At 70.3% G+C, this 19,022-nt stretch carries 16 protein-coding genes; 12 read left to right on the top strand and 4 right to left on the bottom strand.

All coding sequences use genetic code 11. From position 1 onward, the window contains the following. Positions 1-95: 95 nt before the first annotated feature. Positions 96-1,559, bottom strand: coding sequence for an MFS transporter (locus ACFYY2_RS01490; RefSeq protein WP_388735469.1), 1,464 nt, complete (start codon positions 1,557-1,559; stop codon positions 96-98). A gap of 280 nt (positions 1,560-1,839) precedes the next feature. Between ACFYY2_RS01490 and ACFYY2_RS01485 the strand changes: the two genes are divergently transcribed. The 6 genes from ACFYY2_RS01485 (at position 1,840) to ACFYY2_RS01460 (ending at position 8,126) form a co-directional block, all read left to right on the top strand. Beyond that, a complete protein-coding gene (locus ACFYY2_RS01485) occupies positions 1,840-2,697 on the top strand; it encodes an RNA polymerase sigma factor SigF (protein ID WP_388736795.1) in 858 nt (285 codons plus the stop codon). A 201-nt stretch (positions 2,698-2,898) separates the two neighbouring features. Continuing rightward, on the top strand, positions 2,899-4,071 hold the full coding sequence (locus ACFYY2_RS01480) for a PP2C family protein-serine/threonine phosphatase (protein WP_388736792.1): 1,173 nt from the start codon (positions 2,899-2,901) through the stop codon (positions 4,069-4,071). Next, on the top strand, positions 4,068-5,693 hold the full coding sequence (locus ACFYY2_RS01475) for a CHASE3 domain-containing protein (protein ID WP_388735466.1): 1,626 nt from the start codon (positions 4,068-4,070) through the stop codon (positions 5,691-5,693). Before ACFYY2_RS01480 ends, ACFYY2_RS01475 begins: the two co-directional genes overlap by 4 nt. Next, entirely contained in the window at positions 5,690-6,133 is a 444-nt protein-coding gene (locus ACFYY2_RS01470; RefSeq protein WP_327112058.1) for a response regulator, read from the top strand. The genes ACFYY2_RS01475 and ACFYY2_RS01470 overlap by 4 nt, the downstream gene beginning before the upstream one ends. 98 nt (positions 6,134-6,231) lie before the next feature. Continuing rightward, the gene (locus ACFYY2_RS01465; protein WP_388735464.1) at positions 6,232-6,687 is read left to right on the top strand and encodes an ATP-binding protein; all 456 of its coding nucleotides are present in this window, start codon (positions 6,232-6,234) and stop codon (positions 6,685-6,687) included. Between the two features lie 251 nt (positions 6,688-6,938). Continuing rightward, the gene (locus ACFYY2_RS01460; RefSeq protein ID WP_388735461.1) at positions 6,939-8,126 is read left to right on the top strand and encodes a DMT family transporter; all 1,188 of its coding nucleotides are present in this window, start codon (positions 6,939-6,941) and stop codon (positions 8,124-8,126) included. On the opposite strand, the gene ACFYY2_RS01455 is transcribed toward ACFYY2_RS01460, so the two are convergent. Further along, a complete protein-coding gene (locus ACFYY2_RS01455; protein ID WP_388735459.1) occupies positions 8,096-9,361 on the bottom strand; it encodes a peptidoglycan DD-metalloendopeptidase family protein in 1,266 nt (421 codons plus the stop codon). The genes ACFYY2_RS01460 and ACFYY2_RS01455 overlap by 31 nt on opposite strands. 210 nt (positions 9,362-9,571) lie before the next feature. Here ACFYY2_RS01455 and ACFYY2_RS01450 point away from each other — a divergent pair, with 210 nt between their 5' ends. Further along, complete coding sequence (locus tag ACFYY2_RS01450) at positions 9,572-10,651, top strand: LacI family DNA-binding transcriptional regulator (protein WP_388735457.1); 1,080 nt, start codon at positions 9,572-9,574, stop codon at positions 10,649-10,651. Positions 10,652-10,708: 57 nt separating this feature from the next. On the opposite strand, the gene ACFYY2_RS01445 is transcribed toward ACFYY2_RS01450, so the two are convergent. Beyond that, positions 10,709-12,052 carry an ROK family transcriptional regulator gene (locus ACFYY2_RS01445; protein WP_388735455.1) on the bottom strand — a complete coding sequence of 448 codons (1,344 nt, stop codon included), beginning with the start codon at positions 12,050-12,052 and terminating at the stop codon, positions 10,709-10,711. A 143-nt stretch (positions 12,053-12,195) separates the two neighbouring features. Between ACFYY2_RS01445 and ACFYY2_RS01440 the strand changes: the two genes are divergently transcribed. From ACFYY2_RS01440 to ACFYY2_RS01420, 5 genes are all read left to right on the top strand, one after another. Beyond that, positions 12,196-13,509, top strand: a complete 1,314-nt coding sequence (locus ACFYY2_RS01440) for an ABC transporter substrate-binding protein (RefSeq protein ID WP_388735452.1) — start codon at positions 12,196-12,198, stop codon at positions 13,507-13,509. 10 nt (positions 13,510-13,519) lie between these two features. Further along, entirely contained in the window at positions 13,520-14,527 is a 1,008-nt protein-coding gene (locus tag ACFYY2_RS01435) for a carbohydrate ABC transporter permease (RefSeq protein WP_388735449.1), read from the top strand. Positions 14,528-14,555: 28 nt separating this feature from the next. After that, positions 14,556-15,395 (top strand): carbohydrate ABC transporter permease, encoded by an 840-nt coding sequence (locus tag ACFYY2_RS01430; RefSeq protein ID WP_388736789.1) that lies wholly within the window; start codon positions 14,556-14,558, stop codon positions 15,393-15,395. 20 nt (positions 15,396-15,415) lie between these two features. Continuing rightward, a complete protein-coding gene (locus ACFYY2_RS01425) occupies positions 15,416-16,774 on the top strand; it encodes a GH1 family beta-glucosidase (protein ID WP_388736786.1) in 1,359 nt (452 codons plus the stop codon). A 151-nt stretch (positions 16,775-16,925) separates the two neighbouring features. Continuing rightward, positions 16,926-17,315, top strand: coding sequence for a hypothetical protein (locus ACFYY2_RS01420; protein WP_388735447.1), 390 nt, complete (start codon positions 16,926-16,928; stop codon positions 17,313-17,315). Positions 17,316-17,446: 131 nt separating this feature from the next. Here ACFYY2_RS01420 and ACFYY2_RS01415 read toward each other — a convergent pair whose 3' ends face one another. Further along, positions 17,447-18,586: a DUF1996 domain-containing protein gene (locus ACFYY2_RS01415; protein WP_388735445.1), complete on the bottom strand. Its 1,140-nt coding sequence runs from the start codon at positions 18,584-18,586 to the stop codon at positions 17,447-17,449. Positions 18,587-19,022 lie beyond the last annotated feature (436 nt).

Raw genomic sequence — 19,022 nt, 5'->3', positions numbered from 1 at the left:
AGGGGGTCCGGCGGGGAGCCGGTGGGGGCCGGCGCGCCACGGGCCGAATGCCCCGGTCAAGTCTGCCACGAGTCGGACCCTGTTCCGTTCGGCCGTCACCCCTTGCCCTCACTGACCGACAGCGGGGTCGCGATGTCCTCCAGGGACTTCTGCTCGGCCGCGACCGCGAAGAAGGAGGCGACCAGTCCGGCGGCGACCATGAGGGCGGCCCCGATACAGAACGCGAGGACCGTGTCGCCCACCACGCCGCTGCCGGTCAGGTCGGCGAAGACCAGCGGGCCCGTGATGCCGCCGGCGGCCGTGCCCACGGCATAGAAGAACGCGATGGCCATCGCCCGGGTCTCCATGGGGAAGATCTCACTGACGGTCAGGTAGGCGGAGCTGGCTCCCGCGGACGCGACGAACAGGACGAGGCACCAGCAGCCGGTCATGGTGACGGCGGTGAGCCGTCCCGCCCCGAACAGTCCCGCCGTCGCGAACAGCAGCAGGCCGGACAGGATGTAGGTCCCCGCGATCATCGGCTTGCGCCCGACGGTGTCGAAGAGGCGGCCGAGGAGGAGCGGCCCCAGGAAGTTGCAGAACGCGATGACCGCGAAGTAGTAGCCGGTGGTGCCGCTCGACACGTCGAAGAACGTCACCAGGATCGAGCCGAACCCGAAGGTGATGGCGTTGTAGAGGAAGGCCTGGCCGACGAAGAGGGAGAGCCCGAGGACCGCCCGCCTCGGATAGGAGCGGAAGACCGTACGCGCGATGAGGCCGAAGCCGATGCTCGTGCGCTGCCGGACGGTGATGGCGGGTTCCGCCTGCGGCAGGCGCGTCCCGGTCTCCTCCTCGACCTCGCGCTCCACCGCCCCGACGAGCTTCTCCGCCTCCTCGTCGCGCCCGTGGATGAACATCCAGCGCGGGCTCTCGGGGACGTGGCGGCGCACCAGGAGGATGACGAGACCGAGGACGACGCCGAGGGCGAAGGTGAGCCGCCAGCCGACGTCCTTCGGGAAGACGTCGGTGTCCAGCGCCACCACGGAGAGCAGGGAACCGGCCACCGCCCCGAGCCAGAAACTTCCGTTGATGATCAGGTCCACCCGGCCGCGGTACTTGCTGGGGATCAGTTCGTCGATGGCCGAGTTGATGGCCGCGTACTCCCCGCCGATGCCGAAACCGGTGAGGAAGCGGAAGAGGAAGAACCACCAGGCGGAGAAGGAGACCGCGGTGAGCGCGGTCGCCGCCAGATAGACGGCGAGGGTGATGAGGAACAGCTTCTTGCGGCCGAAGCGGTCGGTGAGCCAGCCGAAGACCAGAGCTCCGCTGCAGGCGCCCGCGACGTAGAGCGCGGCGGCGATGCCGGTGACCTGGGCACCGCTGATGGCCAGTCCGCTCCCCTCCTCGGAGAGCCTGCTGGCGATGTTCCCGACGACCGTGACCTCCAGCCCGTCGAGGATCCAGACGGTGCCGAGCCCGATGACGATCATCCAGTGCCACCGGGACCAGGGCAGCCGGTCCAGCCGCGCGGGAATCCTGGTCGTGACCGTCCTCTGTCCTGCCGCGCCGATATCGCTCACGGCCCCTCCTTCTGCTCTCCGGAAACACCACTGGTGCCCGGAATGAGGCGCTCCTCACACGCCGCCGCGAATCAGCCGGATCAAATCACCTCGAAATACACAGAATCGCTCCGCTCGATGGCAGCACCTGCCGTGGACGGTCCGAGGACGTGGGGCGCCGGAGAAAAACTTCGTGATCGGCAGGCATGAGATCGGCGAAGCCGGGCATGCGCGGATCACCACATCGGGTTCCAGGGAGGGCGACACCATGACGGCAGTGCGAACCACCGAAGCGATCGGCATGGCGGCGACGCAGTGCGACGAGGCGGACAAGGGTTCCGGCGCGGCCGCTCTCCCGTGGATCGAGGACGCCGGCAAAGTGGCCCCGCAGGACGCGCGCGCGATGTCGAAGCTCTTCTTCGACCGGCTGCAGTCCCTGGAGGAGGGGACCCACGAGTACCAGTACGCCCGCAACACCCTGATCGAGATGAATCTCTCACTGGTGCGCTTCGCCGCCTCGCGGTTCCGCAACCGGGGCGGGGACGACACCGAGGACATCATCCAGGTCGGCACCATCGGCCTGATCAAGGCGATCGACCGCTTCGACCTGTCGCGCGAGGTGGAGTTCGCCACGTTCGCGGTGCCGTACATCGTGGGTGAGATCAAGCGCTTCTTCCGGGACACCACCTGGTCCGTGCACGTGCCGCGACGACTGCAGGAACTGCGGGTCGAGCTGGCCAAGGCCAAGGAGCTCCTGTCGGGCAAGCTGGACCGCGACCCGGCGGTCGCCGAACTCGCCGCGCACCTGGACCTCTCGGAGGAGGAGATCATCGAGGGCCTGGTCGCGGCCAACGGCTACTCGGCCGGATCGCTCGACACCCCGAGTGCCGACAGCGAGTCGGGCAGCGACCAGCGCGCCTACGCCGAGCTGCTGGGCGAGGACGACCCGGCCATGGAGAGCGTCGAGAACCTGCACACACTGGCGCCGCTGCTGCAGCAGCTGGACGACCGTGAGCGCAGGATCGTCCAGATGCGCTTCGGCCTGGAGATGACCCAGGCCCAGATCGGCGCCGAACTGGGCGTCTCCCAGATGCACGTGTCCCGCCTCCTGAGCCGGATCGTGACCCGGCTGCGGGCCGGCATGAGCGTCGAAGCCTGATCCCGGGCGCACGTATCCGAATGACTGAGGCCCGGCCTGACGGCGGGCCTCAGTCACATATGCTTCCTGCCGAAACGGCCGTGGGTGTCCCGAGCCGTACGTCGGAGGGGGTGGAGTGTGACCGAGCCGTTGGACACCTCTGCGCGCGTGGGGGAACTCAGCCGGGTCCCCGAGCAGCAGCGGACGTCGGCCCCTGCCGACATGTCCGTCTGGGACATCGACGCGGCGCTCCTGCTGGTCGAGGACGACGCGGGTGACGCGCTCCTCGTCGAGGAGATGCTCAGCGACAGCGAGCTGGACGCCCCCCTCACCTGGTGCAAGACGCTGGCCGAGGCCCGGCGGTTCCTTATGGCCTGCCGCACTCCGGTCTGCGTCCTGCTGGACCTGCACCTGCCGGACGTGAACGGCCCGGACGCGGTCCGCCGGCTCGTCGAGTCGGCGCCCGACGCGGCGATCGTCGTACTGACCGGGATGGCCGAGTCGGGGACCGGACTGTCCGCGGTGGCGCACGGCGCCCAGGACTATCTCGTGAAGGGCCGGATCGACCCCGAGGCCCTCGGCCGCGCCGTCCGCTACGCCCTCCAGCGCAAGCACGCCGAGCGCTCGGCCGCCGCCATGCGGACCAGCAGGCTGATCGAGCAGGAGAACGCCCGGCTCGAACGCGCCCTGCTGCCGATTCCGGTCCTGCACGACGAAGGCTTCCGGGTAGCCGCCCGCTACGAGGCGGGGCGCGCCCACGGACTCCTCAGCGGTGACTTCTACGACGTGGTGCAGACCGCCGACGGTGCGGTGCACGCGGTGATCGGTGACGTGTCGGGCCACGGCGCCGCGGAGGCCGCGCTCGGGGTCTGCCTCCGGGTGGCGTGGCGTACTGCCGTGCTGACCGGGGTCAACCAGCTGGAGAAGATCGGCCTGCTGGAGAAGATACTCGTCGCCGAGCGCTCGGACCCCCACGTCTTCGCGACGGTGACCACGCTGGTGTTCCCGCCGAGCAGGGACCGTGTGTACATCGCGCGCGCCGGCCACCCCGGACTGCTCCTGCGGCGCGGCACGGACGTCGACTGGGTGGAGCCCGACATGGGCATGGCACTCGGACTGCTGCCCGGCGTGGGGCGCTGGACGATCACGGAGCTGGAACTGGCGCACGGCAGCGAGCTGGTCCTGTTCACCGACGGCCTGTTCGAGGGGCGCACGGGGCCCAAGTCACGACTGGGCGAGGAAGGACTTCTGGCGATGGCTTCGAAGAACGGGGCACTGGAACCGCGCGCGTTCGTGGACTCACTGGTCGCGGAGGCCACCGCCGGCGCGGCACCGTACGGCGGACTGGCGGACGACGTGGCCGTGCTCCATCTGGGCTGGAGGGCCACCTCATGACCGAGGGCAAGGCGCCGGGGACACGGCCCGGTCCGATAGCGCGGCTGTCGGTGCAGAACTGGGTCCATCTGATCCTCGCCGGTTTCGTGGTGGTGGTCTGCGGGTGCCTCGTCATCGGCGGGCTCGTCCTCTCCCGCATCTCCGACCGGACCACGGACCTGGTGGACCGCATCCAGCCGGCCCGCTCCTCCTCCTTCCAGTTGCAGAACTCGCTGCTCGACCAGGAGACCGGCGTCCGCGGTTACGCGCTCACCGGCGACCCGTCGTTCCTGGAGCCCTACAAGGCGGGCAGGCAGGCCGAGCGGGAGCGGCTGGCGAGGGTCCGCGCACTGGTCGACCACCAGCAGCCGTACACCGAGGACCTGGACCGGATCGCCGCGGCCGCCCGGGAATGGCGTACCCAGCACGCGGAGCCGCTCATCGCCGCCGTGCGCGCGAGCGGGCCGACCGCTGCGTCGTCCGGCCCGATCCTGCGGAGCAAGGCGGAGTTCGACGCCCTGCGCGTCCTCTACAGGGCCCAGCAGGGTCATCTGGACGAGGCGCGCGACAAGGCCCGTGCCGAACTCGGTGACGCGCGCACGACGCGCGATCGGGTCCTCGTCGCTCTCCTCGCCGGCTTCGTGCTGGCCGTCGTGTCCCTGAGCCTGCTGCTCCACCGCGTGGTGGGCCGCCCGCTGCACGCGCTGACCGCCGCGTCGAACCGTGTGCGGTCGGGTGCCTTCTCGAACAGGATCGAGGTGAGCGGCCCGTCGGACGTCAGGGCGGTGGCCGCCGCTGCCGAGGACATGCGCCGGCGCCTGGTGGCCGAGCTGGACGAGTCCCAGGAGCGGGAGACGCTGCTCGCCGAACAGACCGCGGAGCTGCGCCGGTCCAACTCCGAGCTGGAGCAGTTCGCCTACGTCGCCTCCCACGACCTGCAGGAGCCGCTGCGCAAGGTCGCGTCCTTCTGCCAGTTGCTGGAGAAGCGCTACAGCGCCGAGCTGGACGACCGTGCCAGGCAGTACATCGACTTCGCGGTCGACGGCGCCAAGCGGATGCAGGTGCTCATCAACGACCTGCTGACGTTCTCCCGGGTGGGCAGGGTGCAGCAGACCTGGAAGCCCGTGGACCTGGGGAGCTCCCTGGACCGGGCGATGTCCAACCTGACCTTGGCCATCGACGAGTCCGGGGCCACCGTGGTCCGCGAGGACCCGCTGCCGGAACTGCTCGGGGACTCCACGTCCCTCACCATGGTCTGGCAGAACCTCATCGGCAACGCGGTCAAGTTCCGCAGGCCCGACGTGCCGTGCAGGATCACGGTCGGGTGCGTGCGGGAGGACGAGAACTGGCACCTCACGGTGGCCGACAACGGCATCGGCATCGCGCCGGAGTTCGCCGACAAGGTGTTCATCATCTTCCAGCGGCTGCACGGCAGGGACGAGTACGAGGGCACCGGGATCGGACTGTCCCTCTGCCGTAAGATCGTCGAATTCCACGGGGGCCGGATCTGGCTGGACCCGGCACCCTCCGAGGGCACACTGATCCACTTCACCCTGCCCGTCCTTCCGGAGGCACCCACGCACACCACGGCGGAACTGCTGGCCCCCGCCGCACTGACCCCCCGGTCGGGAGACGCTCCGTGAACGATGCCGTGAAGCCCATCGAGGTCCTGCTCGTCGAGGACGACCCCGGCGACGAACTCATGACCCGCGAGGCCTTCGAGGACAACAAGATCCGCAACACCCTCCACGTGGTGCGCGACGGCCAGGAGGCGCTGGACTTCCTCTACCGCCAGGGCGAGTACGCCGACGCCCCGCGTCCGGACCTGGTGCTCCTCGACCTCAACCTGCCGAGGTACGACGGCAGGCAGGTACTGGAGCGGATCAAGACGGACCCCGAACTCGCGCTGATCCCCGTTGTGGTGCTCACCACGTCCTCGGCGGAGGAGGACATCCTGCGCAGCTACAAACTGCACGCCAACGCCTATGTCACCAAGCCGGTCGACCTGGAGCAGTTCATCGGCGCGGTGCGCCAGATCGACGACTTCTTCGTGAGCGTGGTACGGCTGCCGCCGCGTGCGTAAGATCTGGAGGGATCCCCCGGAGTGGGATCTCTCGACGCGGGTAGACGAACGGCGAGAAGAGGTCCACGACCTCCCCTGCGGCGCCTTGGCTGGAGCACATGAACGAACAGGCCACTTCACGGCCGGATGACGCCTGTCAGAAGTCGCCGTCCTCCGAGGTTCTGCTCACCGCCGAGGTGTTCGACGGTGAGCCGGGGTGCATCGCGCAGGCCCGCGCCCTCGCCGACCGCTTCCTCTCACGACTTGTCGCGGAGTGGCTCGCCGTCGTCGGTGAGCACACGCGAAGCGACCTGATGCTCGCGGTCAGCGAGCTCATCACCAACGCGGACCGCTACAGTCACGGCCCCTACCTGCTGGAGCTCGAGGGGAACGCCCGGCGCATCAGCGTCACCGTGTACGACACCAGCACGGCGCTCCCGGTCCTCTACTCCCCCGACCCCGGACGCCTCGGCGGCCACGGCATGGAGATCGTGGTCGCGCTCTGCGACCGTCTCACCGCCGAGCGGGTGCCCGTGGGCAAGCGCATCCGTGCCGAGTTCCAGCTCAGCACCTGAGGACGCCCCGCTTTCCCGGCTCGCACGCTGCGGATCACGGGATCCGGGGCGATTTGCGTAGGTTTCACATACTTGGTGCTACGGTGCGGCCGCACGGCGTCACCTCCCGCCGGAACTTCTGAGCCCTGGAGCCAGGAGGGATACCGTCGAGAGGAGGACCCAGGAGTGATGTACGTACTACTGGAGCAGTACGCCGAATCGCCGCCTCAGGGACGACGACGCGGCGGCTCCGACGGGACATCGTGGTGTACATGAGTTCCCTCGCGCTTTCCGTGCTGCTGTCACTGGTCTCCGCGGTCGCCTACGCGGCCGGCGCGATCGTCCAGGAGCGCGTGGCCGCGGCCGGCGGCAGCCGCCCGTACGCGCCGTTGCGCAACCGCGCGTGGTGGGTGGCCGTGGGGCTCAACGGCGTCGGTGCGCTGCTCCACGTGGTGGCACTGGCGTACGGACCGCTCAGCCTCGTACAGCCCCTCGGCGCGCTGACGATCGTCTTCGCCCTGCCCATGGCCGCGGTCTTCGTGCACCGCAGGGCCGGCCGCACGGCGTGGCGGGGTGCGGTGATGGCCACGGTGGGCCTGGCGGGTCTGCTGGCCCTGACGGGGAGTGCGGGGTCGCACTCCCTGGCCGGACCGGAACAGTTCATGCTGGCGGCGGGGACCGCGGGCGCCGTGGTCGTCGTGCTCGTCCTGGCCAAGGGGCTGCACCGGCCCATGCCGCGCAGCGTGGTGCTGGCCACGGGCGCGGGGATCGCCTTCGGCATGGCCTCGGTGTTCACGAAAACCGTGGCGGTGGAGTGGACCTCCGGGTCGGTGCGCTCCGGGCTCCCCACCCTGCTGGTGATCGCGGGACTCGCGGCCGCGGGGCTGCTGCTCTCCCAGGCCGCCTACCGGGGCGCGGGGCTCGCGGCGCCGCTTGCGACGGTCACCGTGGTCAACCCGGTGGTCGCCGCCGCGGTGGGCATCACCCTGTTCGGGGAGCAGTTCCGCTACGGCCTGACGGGAACCCTGCTCGCCCTGGCCTGCGGGGCACTGGCCGCGGCCGGCCTGGTGCTGCTGACCACGGAGCGGGTGGACCGGGAGCGGCGCTCGCCGGAGCCCGCGGAGACCGCGGAGACCCCTGTCGCCCGGGCCCCCGCGCCCGCGGAGAGCGGGACGCGTGCGCCCGAGCCGGCGGACGGCGAGGCGGAGGAGGCCGGCGTGCCGGCCGCGGTGAAGCTCCCGGAGCCGGCGAAGCCGTCGGCTCGCTCCGGCACGCATCTGCCGGACCCCTTTCCGGCCCCCACAGCGCTCTCCCTGCCGCTGACGCTCCCCCTGGACCACGGCAGCGGGCGTGTGGAGTTCACCGGGAGACGGCCCGCCGCCGGGGGCCGCTCGCCACGGGGTGACTTAGCGGACCCTGCAGGGGCCGTTCAGACGCTGACGCCGCCGGCCCTGAGGTAGGCGAGGGGGTCGACGTCGGAACCGTAGCCGGGACCGGTACGGATCTCGAAGTGCAGGTGCGGCCCCGTGCTGTTGCCGGTGGATCCCGAGCGCGCGATCCGCTGGCCACCGCTCACCTGCTGGCCCGCGCGGACGTGGAGCGAGGAGAGGTGGGCGTACTGGCTGTACCGGCCGTCGCCGTGCCGGATGACGATCTCGTAGCCGTACGCGCCCGCCCAGCCGGCCGAGACGACCTTGCCCGAGGCCACGGCCTTCACCGAGGTGCCGGTGGGTACGGGGAAGTCCACTCCCGTGTGATAGCCGCTCGACCACGAACCCGCCTGGTGGTACGGGGTCCCGGTCCGCGCCGCCACGGGGGCGGTCAGTCCGGAGTGCGCCCGGGCCGTCTTCTTCCCGCTGCGGGCCGCGGGTTCCGGGGCGGCCTTCCGCGCGGTCTTCGGGGCGGTCCTGGGTGCGGTCTTCTCGGTGGCTTTCTGCCTCGGGGGCGCCTTCTCGGCTGCGGCCTTCCGCTGCGGTGCGGCCGTGGCCCGCTCGGGAGCGGCCTGCGGCGTCCCGGCGACGTCGAGGGACAGCCGCTGGCCCGGGAGGATGAGGTCGGGATCGGAGCCGACCACCGCGCGGTTGGCGGCGTACAGACGCTGCCAGCCACCCCGCACGCGCTCGGCGGAGGCTATGCCGGAGAGGGAGTCCCCGCGCGCCACCGTGTACGAGTCGCGCTTGCCGGGGACCGAGGTCGGGGACGCCTTGGCCGCCGCGTCGCGGGCGGTCTCCGGTGGTGTCCCGGAAGCCTTGTCGCGCGCGGTCCCGACGCGTTCGGCGCCGGGGCGCGACTGCGGGTGGACGTCGGGGGCGTCGCCGCCCCGTTCCAGTCCCGCGCGCACCGAACAGGTGGGCCACGCCCCCGGGCCCTGCCCGTCGAGCACCTTCTCCGCGATGGCGATCTGCTGGCCCTTGGTGGCCAGATCAGCCCGGGGGGCGTAGGCCGTGCCGCCGTAGGCGGCCCAGGTCGACCGGGTGAACTGCAGTCCCCCGTAATGACCGTTGCCCGTGTTGATGTGCCAGTTCTCGGTCGCTTCGCAGGCGGCCACCTTCTCCCACACGTCGGTGGAGGCGGCGCCGGCCGAGGCGGCGGTGAGCAGCGGGAGCGCGATGCCCGCTCCTCCGGCCGTCACCGTGAGCGAGGCACGGTTGATGCGGCTGGGCTGGTATCTGCGGTGCCGTCCGTTCGCGGCCATGATCAGGCTCCCCCACTGGCAGTAGGACACGTCGCAAGCGGCCAACTTATGGGCAGGCAAAGGCCGGTGACAAGTGAACGGCCGGTTCCCGCTCCGCACGCGCCCCGGCGCACGACCCCCGCGGCCGAACGGCTTCACGAGGCCGTCGCCGACGGGCCCTCACGGGAGAGCGCTCTATCCGGGCGGCCGCCCGATGCTATAAATGCGCTCATGACGGATGCTCTGCGGCCGGCCGGTGCGGCGCCCACCCTGGAGGACGTGGCGAAGGCCGCGGGCGTCTCGCGCGCCACGGTCTCGCGGGTGATCAACGGCGTGCGCAACGTCGATCCGGCCATCCAGGAAGCGGTGCGGCAGGCGGTCTCCGTCACGGGTTACGCACCCAACCGCGCGGCCCGCTCCCTGGTCACCCGGCGCACGGACGCCATCGCCCTGGTGGTGTCGGGAGCGGGGGCCGATCCCGACGACGGGGACGGGACCGTGCCGGCTCCGGAGGGGTCCTTCACCGCCCAGGTGTTCGCAGACCCGTTCTTCGGCCGGGTGGTCACGGGAGTCGTCAACTACCTCCGGCCACGCGGGATGCATCCGGTGCTGATGTTCGCCGAGAGCTCACGCGCCAGGGAGGAGGTGGTGTCGTACCTGCGTCAGGGCAGCGCGGACGGCGCGCTGATCGTGTCGACCCACGCGCAGGACCCGCTGCCGGGGCTGATCGCGGACGCGGGCCTGTCCGCGGTGCTGTACGCGCGTCCCGCCCTGCCGGTGGGCATGAGTTATGTGGATCTGGCCCACCGGGAGGGCGCCAGGCTCGCCACCGAACACCTGCTGGCACGCGGCTGTCGCCGGATCGCGGCCATCAGCGGGCCGCTCAACGTGCTCGCGGCCCAGGAACGGCTCGCGGGGTTCCGGGACACGATGGAGCGCCACGGCCACGCGTCGGCGCCCGCCGTCGAGGGGCAGTTCACCCAGGAGAGCGGTGAGGCCGCCATGACGCGGCTGCTCGCCGAACACCCCGATGTGGACGGGGTGTTCGCCGGGAACGACCTGATGGCGACGGGGGCCTGCCACGTGCTGCGGGAGCACGGCAGACGGGTGCCCGACGACGTCGCGGTGATCGGCTTCGACGACAGCAGCGCCGCCGCCGCGTGCAGGCCGCCGCTCACGACGGTCCGTCAGCCCGTCGAGGACATGGCGGCCGAGATGACCGGGCTCCTGCTGGACCGCCTGGCGGCGCCCGACCGCCCCGTCACATCGGTCGTCTTCGAACCGGTGCTGGTGGTACGGGACTCCGCGTAGGCCGCACCGTCCCCGGGCCGGCGCGAGCGAGCCCCGCCGATGCGCCTTCATTGCCGCTCAGCCCGTGGCCGTGCGTCCGCGGGCGCGCATCGTCGAGGCGGGTGGGCGCTCGGGCGCCTCGGCGGCGGGCTGCACGCGGACGGGCGCGGGGCGGGTTCCGCCGCGTGCCAGGAAATCGGACAGCGGCAGGGTCGCGGCCCCCACCGTGACCGCGTCGGGGCCCAGGTGCCCCAGGTCGATCGTGGTGCGGGCCACCGCGTGCCGGAGTGCGTACTCCTGGGCGTAGCGGCGGATGTCCGGAAGGAGATGGGGGCCGATCAACAGGCCGGCCCAGCCGCCGAGCAGGATGCGCTCGGGCAGGAAGAGGTTGACCAGGTCGGCCAGTGCCGCGCCGAGGCATTCCGCCGTCTCGTCCAGGATCGAGACCGCGACCGGGTCCGGGACGCCTTCGGCGGTGTCCGGGTAGGCGGCGGCGAGGAGGGCGGCGAGGGCCGTCTCGTCGTCCGCGTCGGGGGGCAGCGGGCCGCCCGCCTCCTGCCAGCGCTCGCGCATCGCCTCGGCGCCGGCGTAGGCCTCCAGGCAGCCGATGGAGCCGCAGCGGCACCGCCGCCCCCGCAGCTGCACCGTGGTGTGGCCCCATTCCAGCGCGGCGTCGGAGAGGTCCTCGTCGAGGATGTTCCCCCGGTTGACGCTCGCGCCCACGCCGGAGCCGATGAGGGCCACCGCAGCCGCGCCGGCGCCCCGGCCTCCGCCGAACCACATCTCGGCCTGCCCCAGCGTCTTGGCGCCGTTGTCGATGAAGAACGGCACCTCGGGCGGCACGTCCACGGCCTCCCGGAGCATCCGCTCGAAGGGCACGGCACTCCAGCCGATGGTCTGGCCGTGCACGACGGCGCCGGGGCCGCCGAGGGCCTCCGGGGCGTCGCGTTCGATGATGCCGGGCACCCCGATCCCGATGCCCAGCAGCATGCGGGGGTCGGCGCCGGCGTCGCGCAGGACGTCGGACACGCCGGTGCGGACGTGGCTGACGATGCGCTCGACGTCGTATCCGTGCTGGGCGAGCAGGCGGTCGGTGCGGGCGAGCTCCGTGAGCGTCAGGTCGAACAGCTCGATGCGGACCCGCGTCTCGCCGATGTCGATGCCCACGAACAGCCCGCTGTCCGGAGCGATGCGCAGCAGGGTGCGGGGGCGTCCACCGTCGGAGTCCACGATGCCGGCCTCCTCCAGGAGACCCTCCGAGGCCAGCTCGGCGACCACGTTGCTGATGGATCCCGAACTCAGCCCGGTCGCGGGGCCGAGCTCCTGACGGCTCAAGGGGCCGTCGACATACAACCGTTGCAAAACCCTCGCCCGATTGCCCCTTCGCAGGTCACGCACGGTCCGTCTGCTGCGCTCAGCCATGGTGCTCCCTTCGTCCCGGCAACATACCCCGGCCCCAGCACTTGACGCGCACTTTCTTCACCTCTTAAATCACATCTTAAATTAAGAGCGGAAGGGCAGTTCGGCTCCCGAACGCCGCCCTCCCCGGAAAGGGGCCACCTTTCATGCGTCACCTCAGAGCCGCAGCAGCCGTCACCCTCGCCATGTCCGTCGCCGCCGGAGTCACCGGCTGCGGGGGCGGGACGTCGTCGGCGGGAGGCAGCAACGAGTCCCCGAAGACTCTGACGTACTGGGCGTCCAACCAGGGTCCGAGCATCGAGGCCGACAAGAAGATTCTCACTCCCGAGCTGAAGAAGTTCGAGAAGGAGACCGGGATCAAGGTGAAGCTGGAGGTCGTCCCCTGGGCGGACCTGCTGAACCGGATCCTCGCCGCCACCACGTCGGGACAGGGCCCGGACGTGCTGAACATAGGCAACACGTGGTCGGCGTCCCTCCAGGCCACCGGGGCACTGCTCCCCTGGGACGACAAGAACTTCGAGGCGATCGGCGGCCGTGACCGCTTCATCGACTCGGCGGTCGCATCGGCCGGCAAGGAGGGCGAGCCGCCGGCGGCGGTGCCGCTCTACTCGCTGTCCTACGCCCTCTACTACAACAAGAAGATGTTCGCGGACGCGGGCATCACCACCCCGCCCGCCACCTGGGAGCAGCTCGTCACGGACGGCAAGAAGCTCTCCAAGGACGGCAAGTGGGCCCTCGGCGCCGAGGGCGCCAACCTCTCCAACAACATCCACCAGACCTTCGTCCTCGGGCAGCAGCACGGAGCCGACTTCTTCGACGCGCAGGGCAAGGCGGACTTCACGTCCGACGGCGCCGTGGCGGCAGTGAAGCAGTACGTCGACTTCATGGCCAAGGACAAGATCATCGCCCCGGGCAACGCCGAGTACGCCCAGAACCAGTCGCTGACCGACTTCGCCAAGGGCCGGACGGCCATGGTCCTGTGGCAGGCCGCCGCGACGACCTTCGCCGCCCAGGGCATGAAGCCGGAGGACTGGGGCGTCGCCCCGGTCCCCGTCCCGTCGGGAGCGCCCGGCGCCGGCAAGCAGACCAACTCCATGGTGGCCGGCATCAACATGGCGGTGTTCAAGAACACCAAGAACATCGACGGCGCCAAGAAGTTCGTGAAGTTCATGACGAGCGACGACGAGCAGAAGATCCTCTGCAAGACGTACGGGTCGATCCCGCCCGTCAAGGCCGCCCAGTCCGACGCCGCGTTCTCCGCTCCCGAGCTGAAGGTCCTGCGCGACACCCTCGCCACCAGCGCGGCCCCGCTGCCGCAGGTCCCGAACGAGTCGCAGTTCGAGACCGCCGTGGGTACGGCCGTCAAGGAGCTGTTCGCCGACGCGGCCGCCGGCACCCCCGTGACGACCGAGTCAGTCAAGGCGCGCCTCGAAAAGGCGCAGCAGACGATGCAGCAGTGAGGCACCTTTCATGACCGCCGTGACCACCGATCCCAAGGTCGACAAGTCGGACGGGGTGAGGAGCACGGGCACCGGGGATGCGCGCAGGAGACTGCCGCGCATCCCCGACCGGATCCGCCAAGGCGGACTGCCCTACCTCCTGTTGCTCCCCGCCGTCCTGCTCGAACTCCTGATCCACATCATCCCGATGCTCATCGGGATCGTGATGAGCTTCCGTCAGCTCACACAGTTCTTCATCAACAACTGGAGTGGAGCTCCCTGGAGCGGCCTCGACAACTACCGGATCGCCGTCGACTTCGACGCCCCGATCGGCGAGGCCCTGCTCCACTCGTTCCTCGTCACCTGCGTCTTCACGTTCTTCGCCGTCGGACTGGCCTGGCTGTTCGGGATCGCCGCGGCGATCATGCTGCAGGAGAGCTTCCGGGGCCGGGGCTTCCTGCGGGCCGTCTTCCTCGTCCCGTACGCCCTGCCCGTCTACGCGGCCGTCATCACCTGGGCGTTCATGTTCCAGCGCGACAACGGGCTCGTGAACCACGTCCTGCACGACCAGCTCGGGCTGACCGACCAGCCGTCCTTCTGGCTGATCGGTGACAACAGCATCTACGCGCTGATCATCGTCTCCGTGTGGAAGGGCTGGCCGTTCGCCTTCCTCATGCTCATGGCCGGGCTGCAGAACATCCCGCGCGAGCTCTACGAGGCCGCGTCGATCGACGGTGCCGGCATCTGGCAGCAGATCCGCAGAATCACGCTCCCCTCGCTCCGGCCCGTCAACCAGGTCCTGGTGCTGGTCCTGTTCCTGTGGACGTTCAACGACTTCAACACTCCGTACGTCCTGTTCGGGAAGTCGGCGCCGGAGAACGCCGACCTCATCTCGATCCACATCTACCAGTCGTCCTTCGTCACCTGGAACTTCGGCAGCGGCTCGGCGATGTCCGTCCTGCTGCTCCTGTTCCTCCTGGTCGTGACGGCCGTCTACCTGTTCTTCACCTCACGCGGAAGGAAGGGCGCCGATGCCTAGCCCCGCCCGGTCACGCGTCCGGTCCCCCATGGCGGCCCCCCAGTCCTTCCTCTGGACCCGCCGCATCGTCCTCACCCTGCTCGCGGGCTTCGTCCTGCTGCCGGTGTACGTCATGGTCAGCAGCTCGCTGAAGCCGCTCCAGGACGTGTCGGGGAAGTTCCAGTGGATCCCGAGAGACCTGACGATCCAGCCCTACTTCGACATCTGGGACACCGTCCCGCTCGCCAAGTACTTCGTGAACTCCCTGATCGTGGCAGGGGCGGCGACGGCCCTCTCCGTCACCATCGCCGTGTTCTCGGCCTACGCGGTGAGCCGCTACACCTTCCGCGGGAAGCGGGCGTTCACCGTCACGGTGCTCTCCACGCAGATGTTCCCGGGGATCCTCTTCCTCCTCCCGCTGTTCCTGATCTTCGTCAACATCGGCAACAGCACCGGCCTGGCCCTCTACGGCTCACGGGGCGGGCTGATCCTCACCTACCTGACGTTCTCGCTGCCCTTCTCCATCTGGATGCTGATCGGATACTTCGACTCCATCCCGAAGGACCTCGACGAGGCCGCACTGGTGGACGGCTGCGGCCCGATCCGCGCTCTGTTCCGCGTCGTGGTGCCCGCCGCGGTGCCGGGGATCGTCGCCGTGTCGGTGTACGCCTTCATGACGGCGTGGGGCGAGGTGCTGTTCGCCTCCGTGATGACGAACGACGCCACCAGGACGCTGGCGGTGGGCCTCCAGGGATACGCCACGCAGAACGACGTGTACTGGAACCAGGTCATGGCCGCCTCGCTCGTCGTCAGCGTGCCCGTCGTCGCGGGATTCCTGCTCCTGCAGCGCTACCTCGTCGCCGGGCTCACCGCCGGAGCGGTCAAGTGACCTACAAGGAAAGGCAGTCGGTGAACGACCTCAACGCCCTCCCGGCCGACTTCACCTGGGGCGTCGCGACGGCCGCCTACCAGATCGAGGGGGCCGTGGCCGAGGACGGCCGCGCCCCGTCGATCTGGGACACCTTCTCGCACACACCCGGCACCATCGACAACGGTGACAACGGCGACGTGGCGTGCGACCACTACCACCGGGTCCCCGAGGACATCGGGCTGATCAAGGAGCTCGGCGCCGGCGCCTACCGCTTCTCGGTGGCCTGGCCCCGGGTCGTGCCCGGCGGGGACGGACCGGTGAACAAGGCCGGCCTCGACTTCTACGACCGGCTCGTGGACGGCCTCCTGGACAACGGGATCACCCCGTTCGCGACGCTCTACCACTGGGACCTGCCGCAGGCGCTCCAGGACCGGGGCGGCTGGACCGTCCGGGAGACCGCGGAGCACTTCGCGGCCTACGCGTCCGTCGTCGTGGACCGGCTCGGTGACCGCGTGAAGGACTGGGCGACCCTCAACGAGCCGCTGTGCTCGGCGTGGATCGGCCACCTCGAGGGGAAGATGGCCCCGGGACTCACCGACCTCACGGCCGCCGTACGCGCCTCCTATCACCTCCACCTCGGGCACGGACTGGCCGTACGGGCGATCCGCGACCGGTCGCCCGACGCCCGGGTCGGCATCGTGAACAACCTCAGCCCGATCGAGCCCGCGAGCGCCGGAGCGGCCGACCTGGCCGCCGCCGTACGCGCGGACGGCCACGTCAACCGCTGGTGGCTGGACCCGATCCACGGCCGGGGCTACCCGCAGGACATGCTCGACCTGTACGGCGTCGAGCTGCCCGTGCAGCCCGGCGACCTGGAGACGATCGCGGCTCCCCTCGACTGGATCGGCCTGAACTACTACTTCCGCCAGATCGTCACCGCGGACCCGAAGGGACCCGTGCCGCACGCCCGTCAGATCCACCTGCCCGGGGCGCGGCACACCCACATGGACTGGGAGGTCCACTCCGAGGGCCTGGAGCAGCTGCTGATGCGGCTCACCGAGGAATACGGCGCGCAGCGCATCTACGTCACCGAGAACGGCTCGGCGTACCAGGACGTCGTCCTGGCCGACGGCTCGGTGCACGACCCGGAGCGCACCCGGTATCTGGAGGAACACCTGGCCGCCTGCGCCCGCGCCGTCGCGAAGGGTGCGCCGCTGTCCGGCTACTTCGCCTGGTCACTGCTGGACAACTTCGAGTGGGCGTACGGCTACGACAAGCGCTTCGGCCTGGTCCACGTCGACTACGCCACGCAGCGCCGCACGGTGAAGAGCAGCGGGCGCCGCTACGCGGAGCTCATCCGCGGGGTCTCAGGCGACAGGCCGAGCACCGCGGTGTGACTCGCTCGTCGGGTCGAACCCGCGCCCCCGGCCCAGCGGCACGGACCGCTGGTGACCGGGGGCTCCGTGCTCCCGCGCACAGCCGCAAAGCGGTTCGGGCCACCCTCCGGATGCGTGGGGAGCGGGAGGTCCCGGCACATATGCTCACCGTATGGAGCAGAGCGAAGTCCTCAAGCGAGTGATCGGCATCCTCACGGAGGCGGGCGAGATGCAGCGCCAGGCCGAGGAGGACACCGGCAGCGGCGACCTGGACGCGGGCGGAAGCATGGTGACGACCCTCCTCAACGAGACGATGCCGCACATCGCCATTCCCGCCGACGCCAGCGTCGAGGAGATGGCGGTCCTGGTCGGACGCGAGGTGGGCGGAGCCGTCGAGCAGCTCGTCGGCGCCTTCACCCTGGCCTTCATCGCACTGGCGCAGATCCACGACTCCGGGCAGCAGGACGTGAGCTCCACCGATGTGCTCCAGGACCTGGCACTGCGGGCCGAGGAACTGAGCTCCGACGACGAGGGCCCGGAGGGGTCCGAGGGGTCCTCCTGATCCGCCCGATCCGCCCGGCCCGCGGCGCTGGACGCCGGCCTTCGTCGAGCTGACCGTCCTTGGCGGAGAGCGCTCTCCCCGATGGGCGCGGATGATCCACGCCCACCGGGGAGACTCAGGGGGTCGGTGGGTCAGGGCAGTTCGTAGTCGGCGTTCAGCGCGGCTCCGGCGCCGGGGTTGTTCTGGTCGTAACCCCGGGCGTCGCACTGGAGTCCGCCCACGACGCAGTGGCGGACCATGGCGGCCAGCGTGGCGTCGTCCCAGGCGTTGAAGAAGTCGTAGTGGAAGGAGTGGCCGGTGCCGCTGGCCAGCCTCACCTGCGACATGTCACCGTTGACCGGCCAGGCCATCTTGAACTCGATCATCGGCAGGGCGACCGGGTGACTGGCGGGGCACACGTCCTGGTTGGCGCCCATCACGATCGGATAGGCCATGTGGGCCTGGTGGTTCGGCGTGTCCAGGTGCTTGCCGTCCCAGCAGCTGGGGGCCTGCATGCGCAGGTTGAGTTGCGTGTCCCGGCTCGTCGGGCACGTGGCCGGGAAATCGAAGTTGTGGTAGCTCTCACCGCACTCGTAGCCCTCGACCGTCCCCGGGTGGTCACGGAACTGTTCGACCGTCTGGGTCGGACTGCCGACGACGAAGCGCAGCCCCTTGGGGAACGGCCGCACGGTCCTGTAGTCCGTGACACCGGCCTTGTAGTAGATGGTCTGCGGACCGACCGGCCGCACCTCCTGGTCTCCGTTGTAGAGGGTGGGCATCCAGTACGCGGACCGGTCGCCCGGCGCCCTGCACACGGTGCCGCCGGCATCGAGCGACGCGGTGGTGCTGCTCTCGTTCGTCGTCGTGTTGCCCATGAAGGTGTGGTTGTGGGACTTGCCGGTCTGCCCCGGATAGACGATCGGGTCGACCGCTCCGGTGTGGTTGACCGAGCAGTTCGCCTGGAACTCGTGGAAGTAGCGATGAGGCGGGATCTCGGTGGACGGCACCACGCCGGTGACCGGCGGGATCGCCGGGATGTAGCCGTCACCGTCGGGGTCGTCACCGGAGGGAACGGGGGCGGCGGCGGCCATGGCGTGGCCCTGCGCGTGCTGTCCCGACCCCCCCTGCGCGACCTGTGAGACGGCAGCCGGTGAACCGGCTGCCGCCCTGGCACCACCGGATGCTGTCGCGCCGGCGTCCGTGATCGCGGTGAGACCCATGACCACGAGGGCCAGGGACGCGACGACGACGAGGGCGGACATCAGGGTGGTTCTGCTGAGTCTTTCGGCCATGCGGACCTCCGTGCCGCTCTGCGTCCGCGCACATCGGGTGCGCGGCGGGGGGAGAGTGGAGCTGGATGCTGCGTCGCGCGGGAGGCGCGCCCCAGGGGGTGCACCGCCGCGCGAGAGCCGGCTTGCTGAAAGCGCCTGGAGAGAACGCGCGACTGGAGAGCATGCCTTGCGGATACTGCGGGAGAGCGCTCTCCCAGGCGTTGCCAGTGTTACGTCGCTGCTGAGAACATGTCAAGAGTGGGTGAACTGAGGCCCCGCCGGGACGCAGGGGAAGCGCCGCGACTGCGGGCGCACGAAGGGACGTCACAAGGGCGGAAGGGAAGGGCGCCAACGGGGGAACCGTCCGGGCCGCGTCACCGGATGAGTGGCCGTCGGGGCGGGGACCGCGATGGGCGACGCGGGATCTCCGACGCCTCCACTCGACTCGGGGGTCGGG

Source organism: Streptomyces sp. NPDC001822 (genome assembly GCF_042892135.1).
In the GTDB taxonomy this organism is placed as follows: domain Bacteria; phylum Actinomycetota; class Actinomycetes; order Streptomycetales; family Streptomycetaceae; genus Streptomyces.
This window is presented reverse-complemented; position numbering and strand designations above follow the sequence as displayed.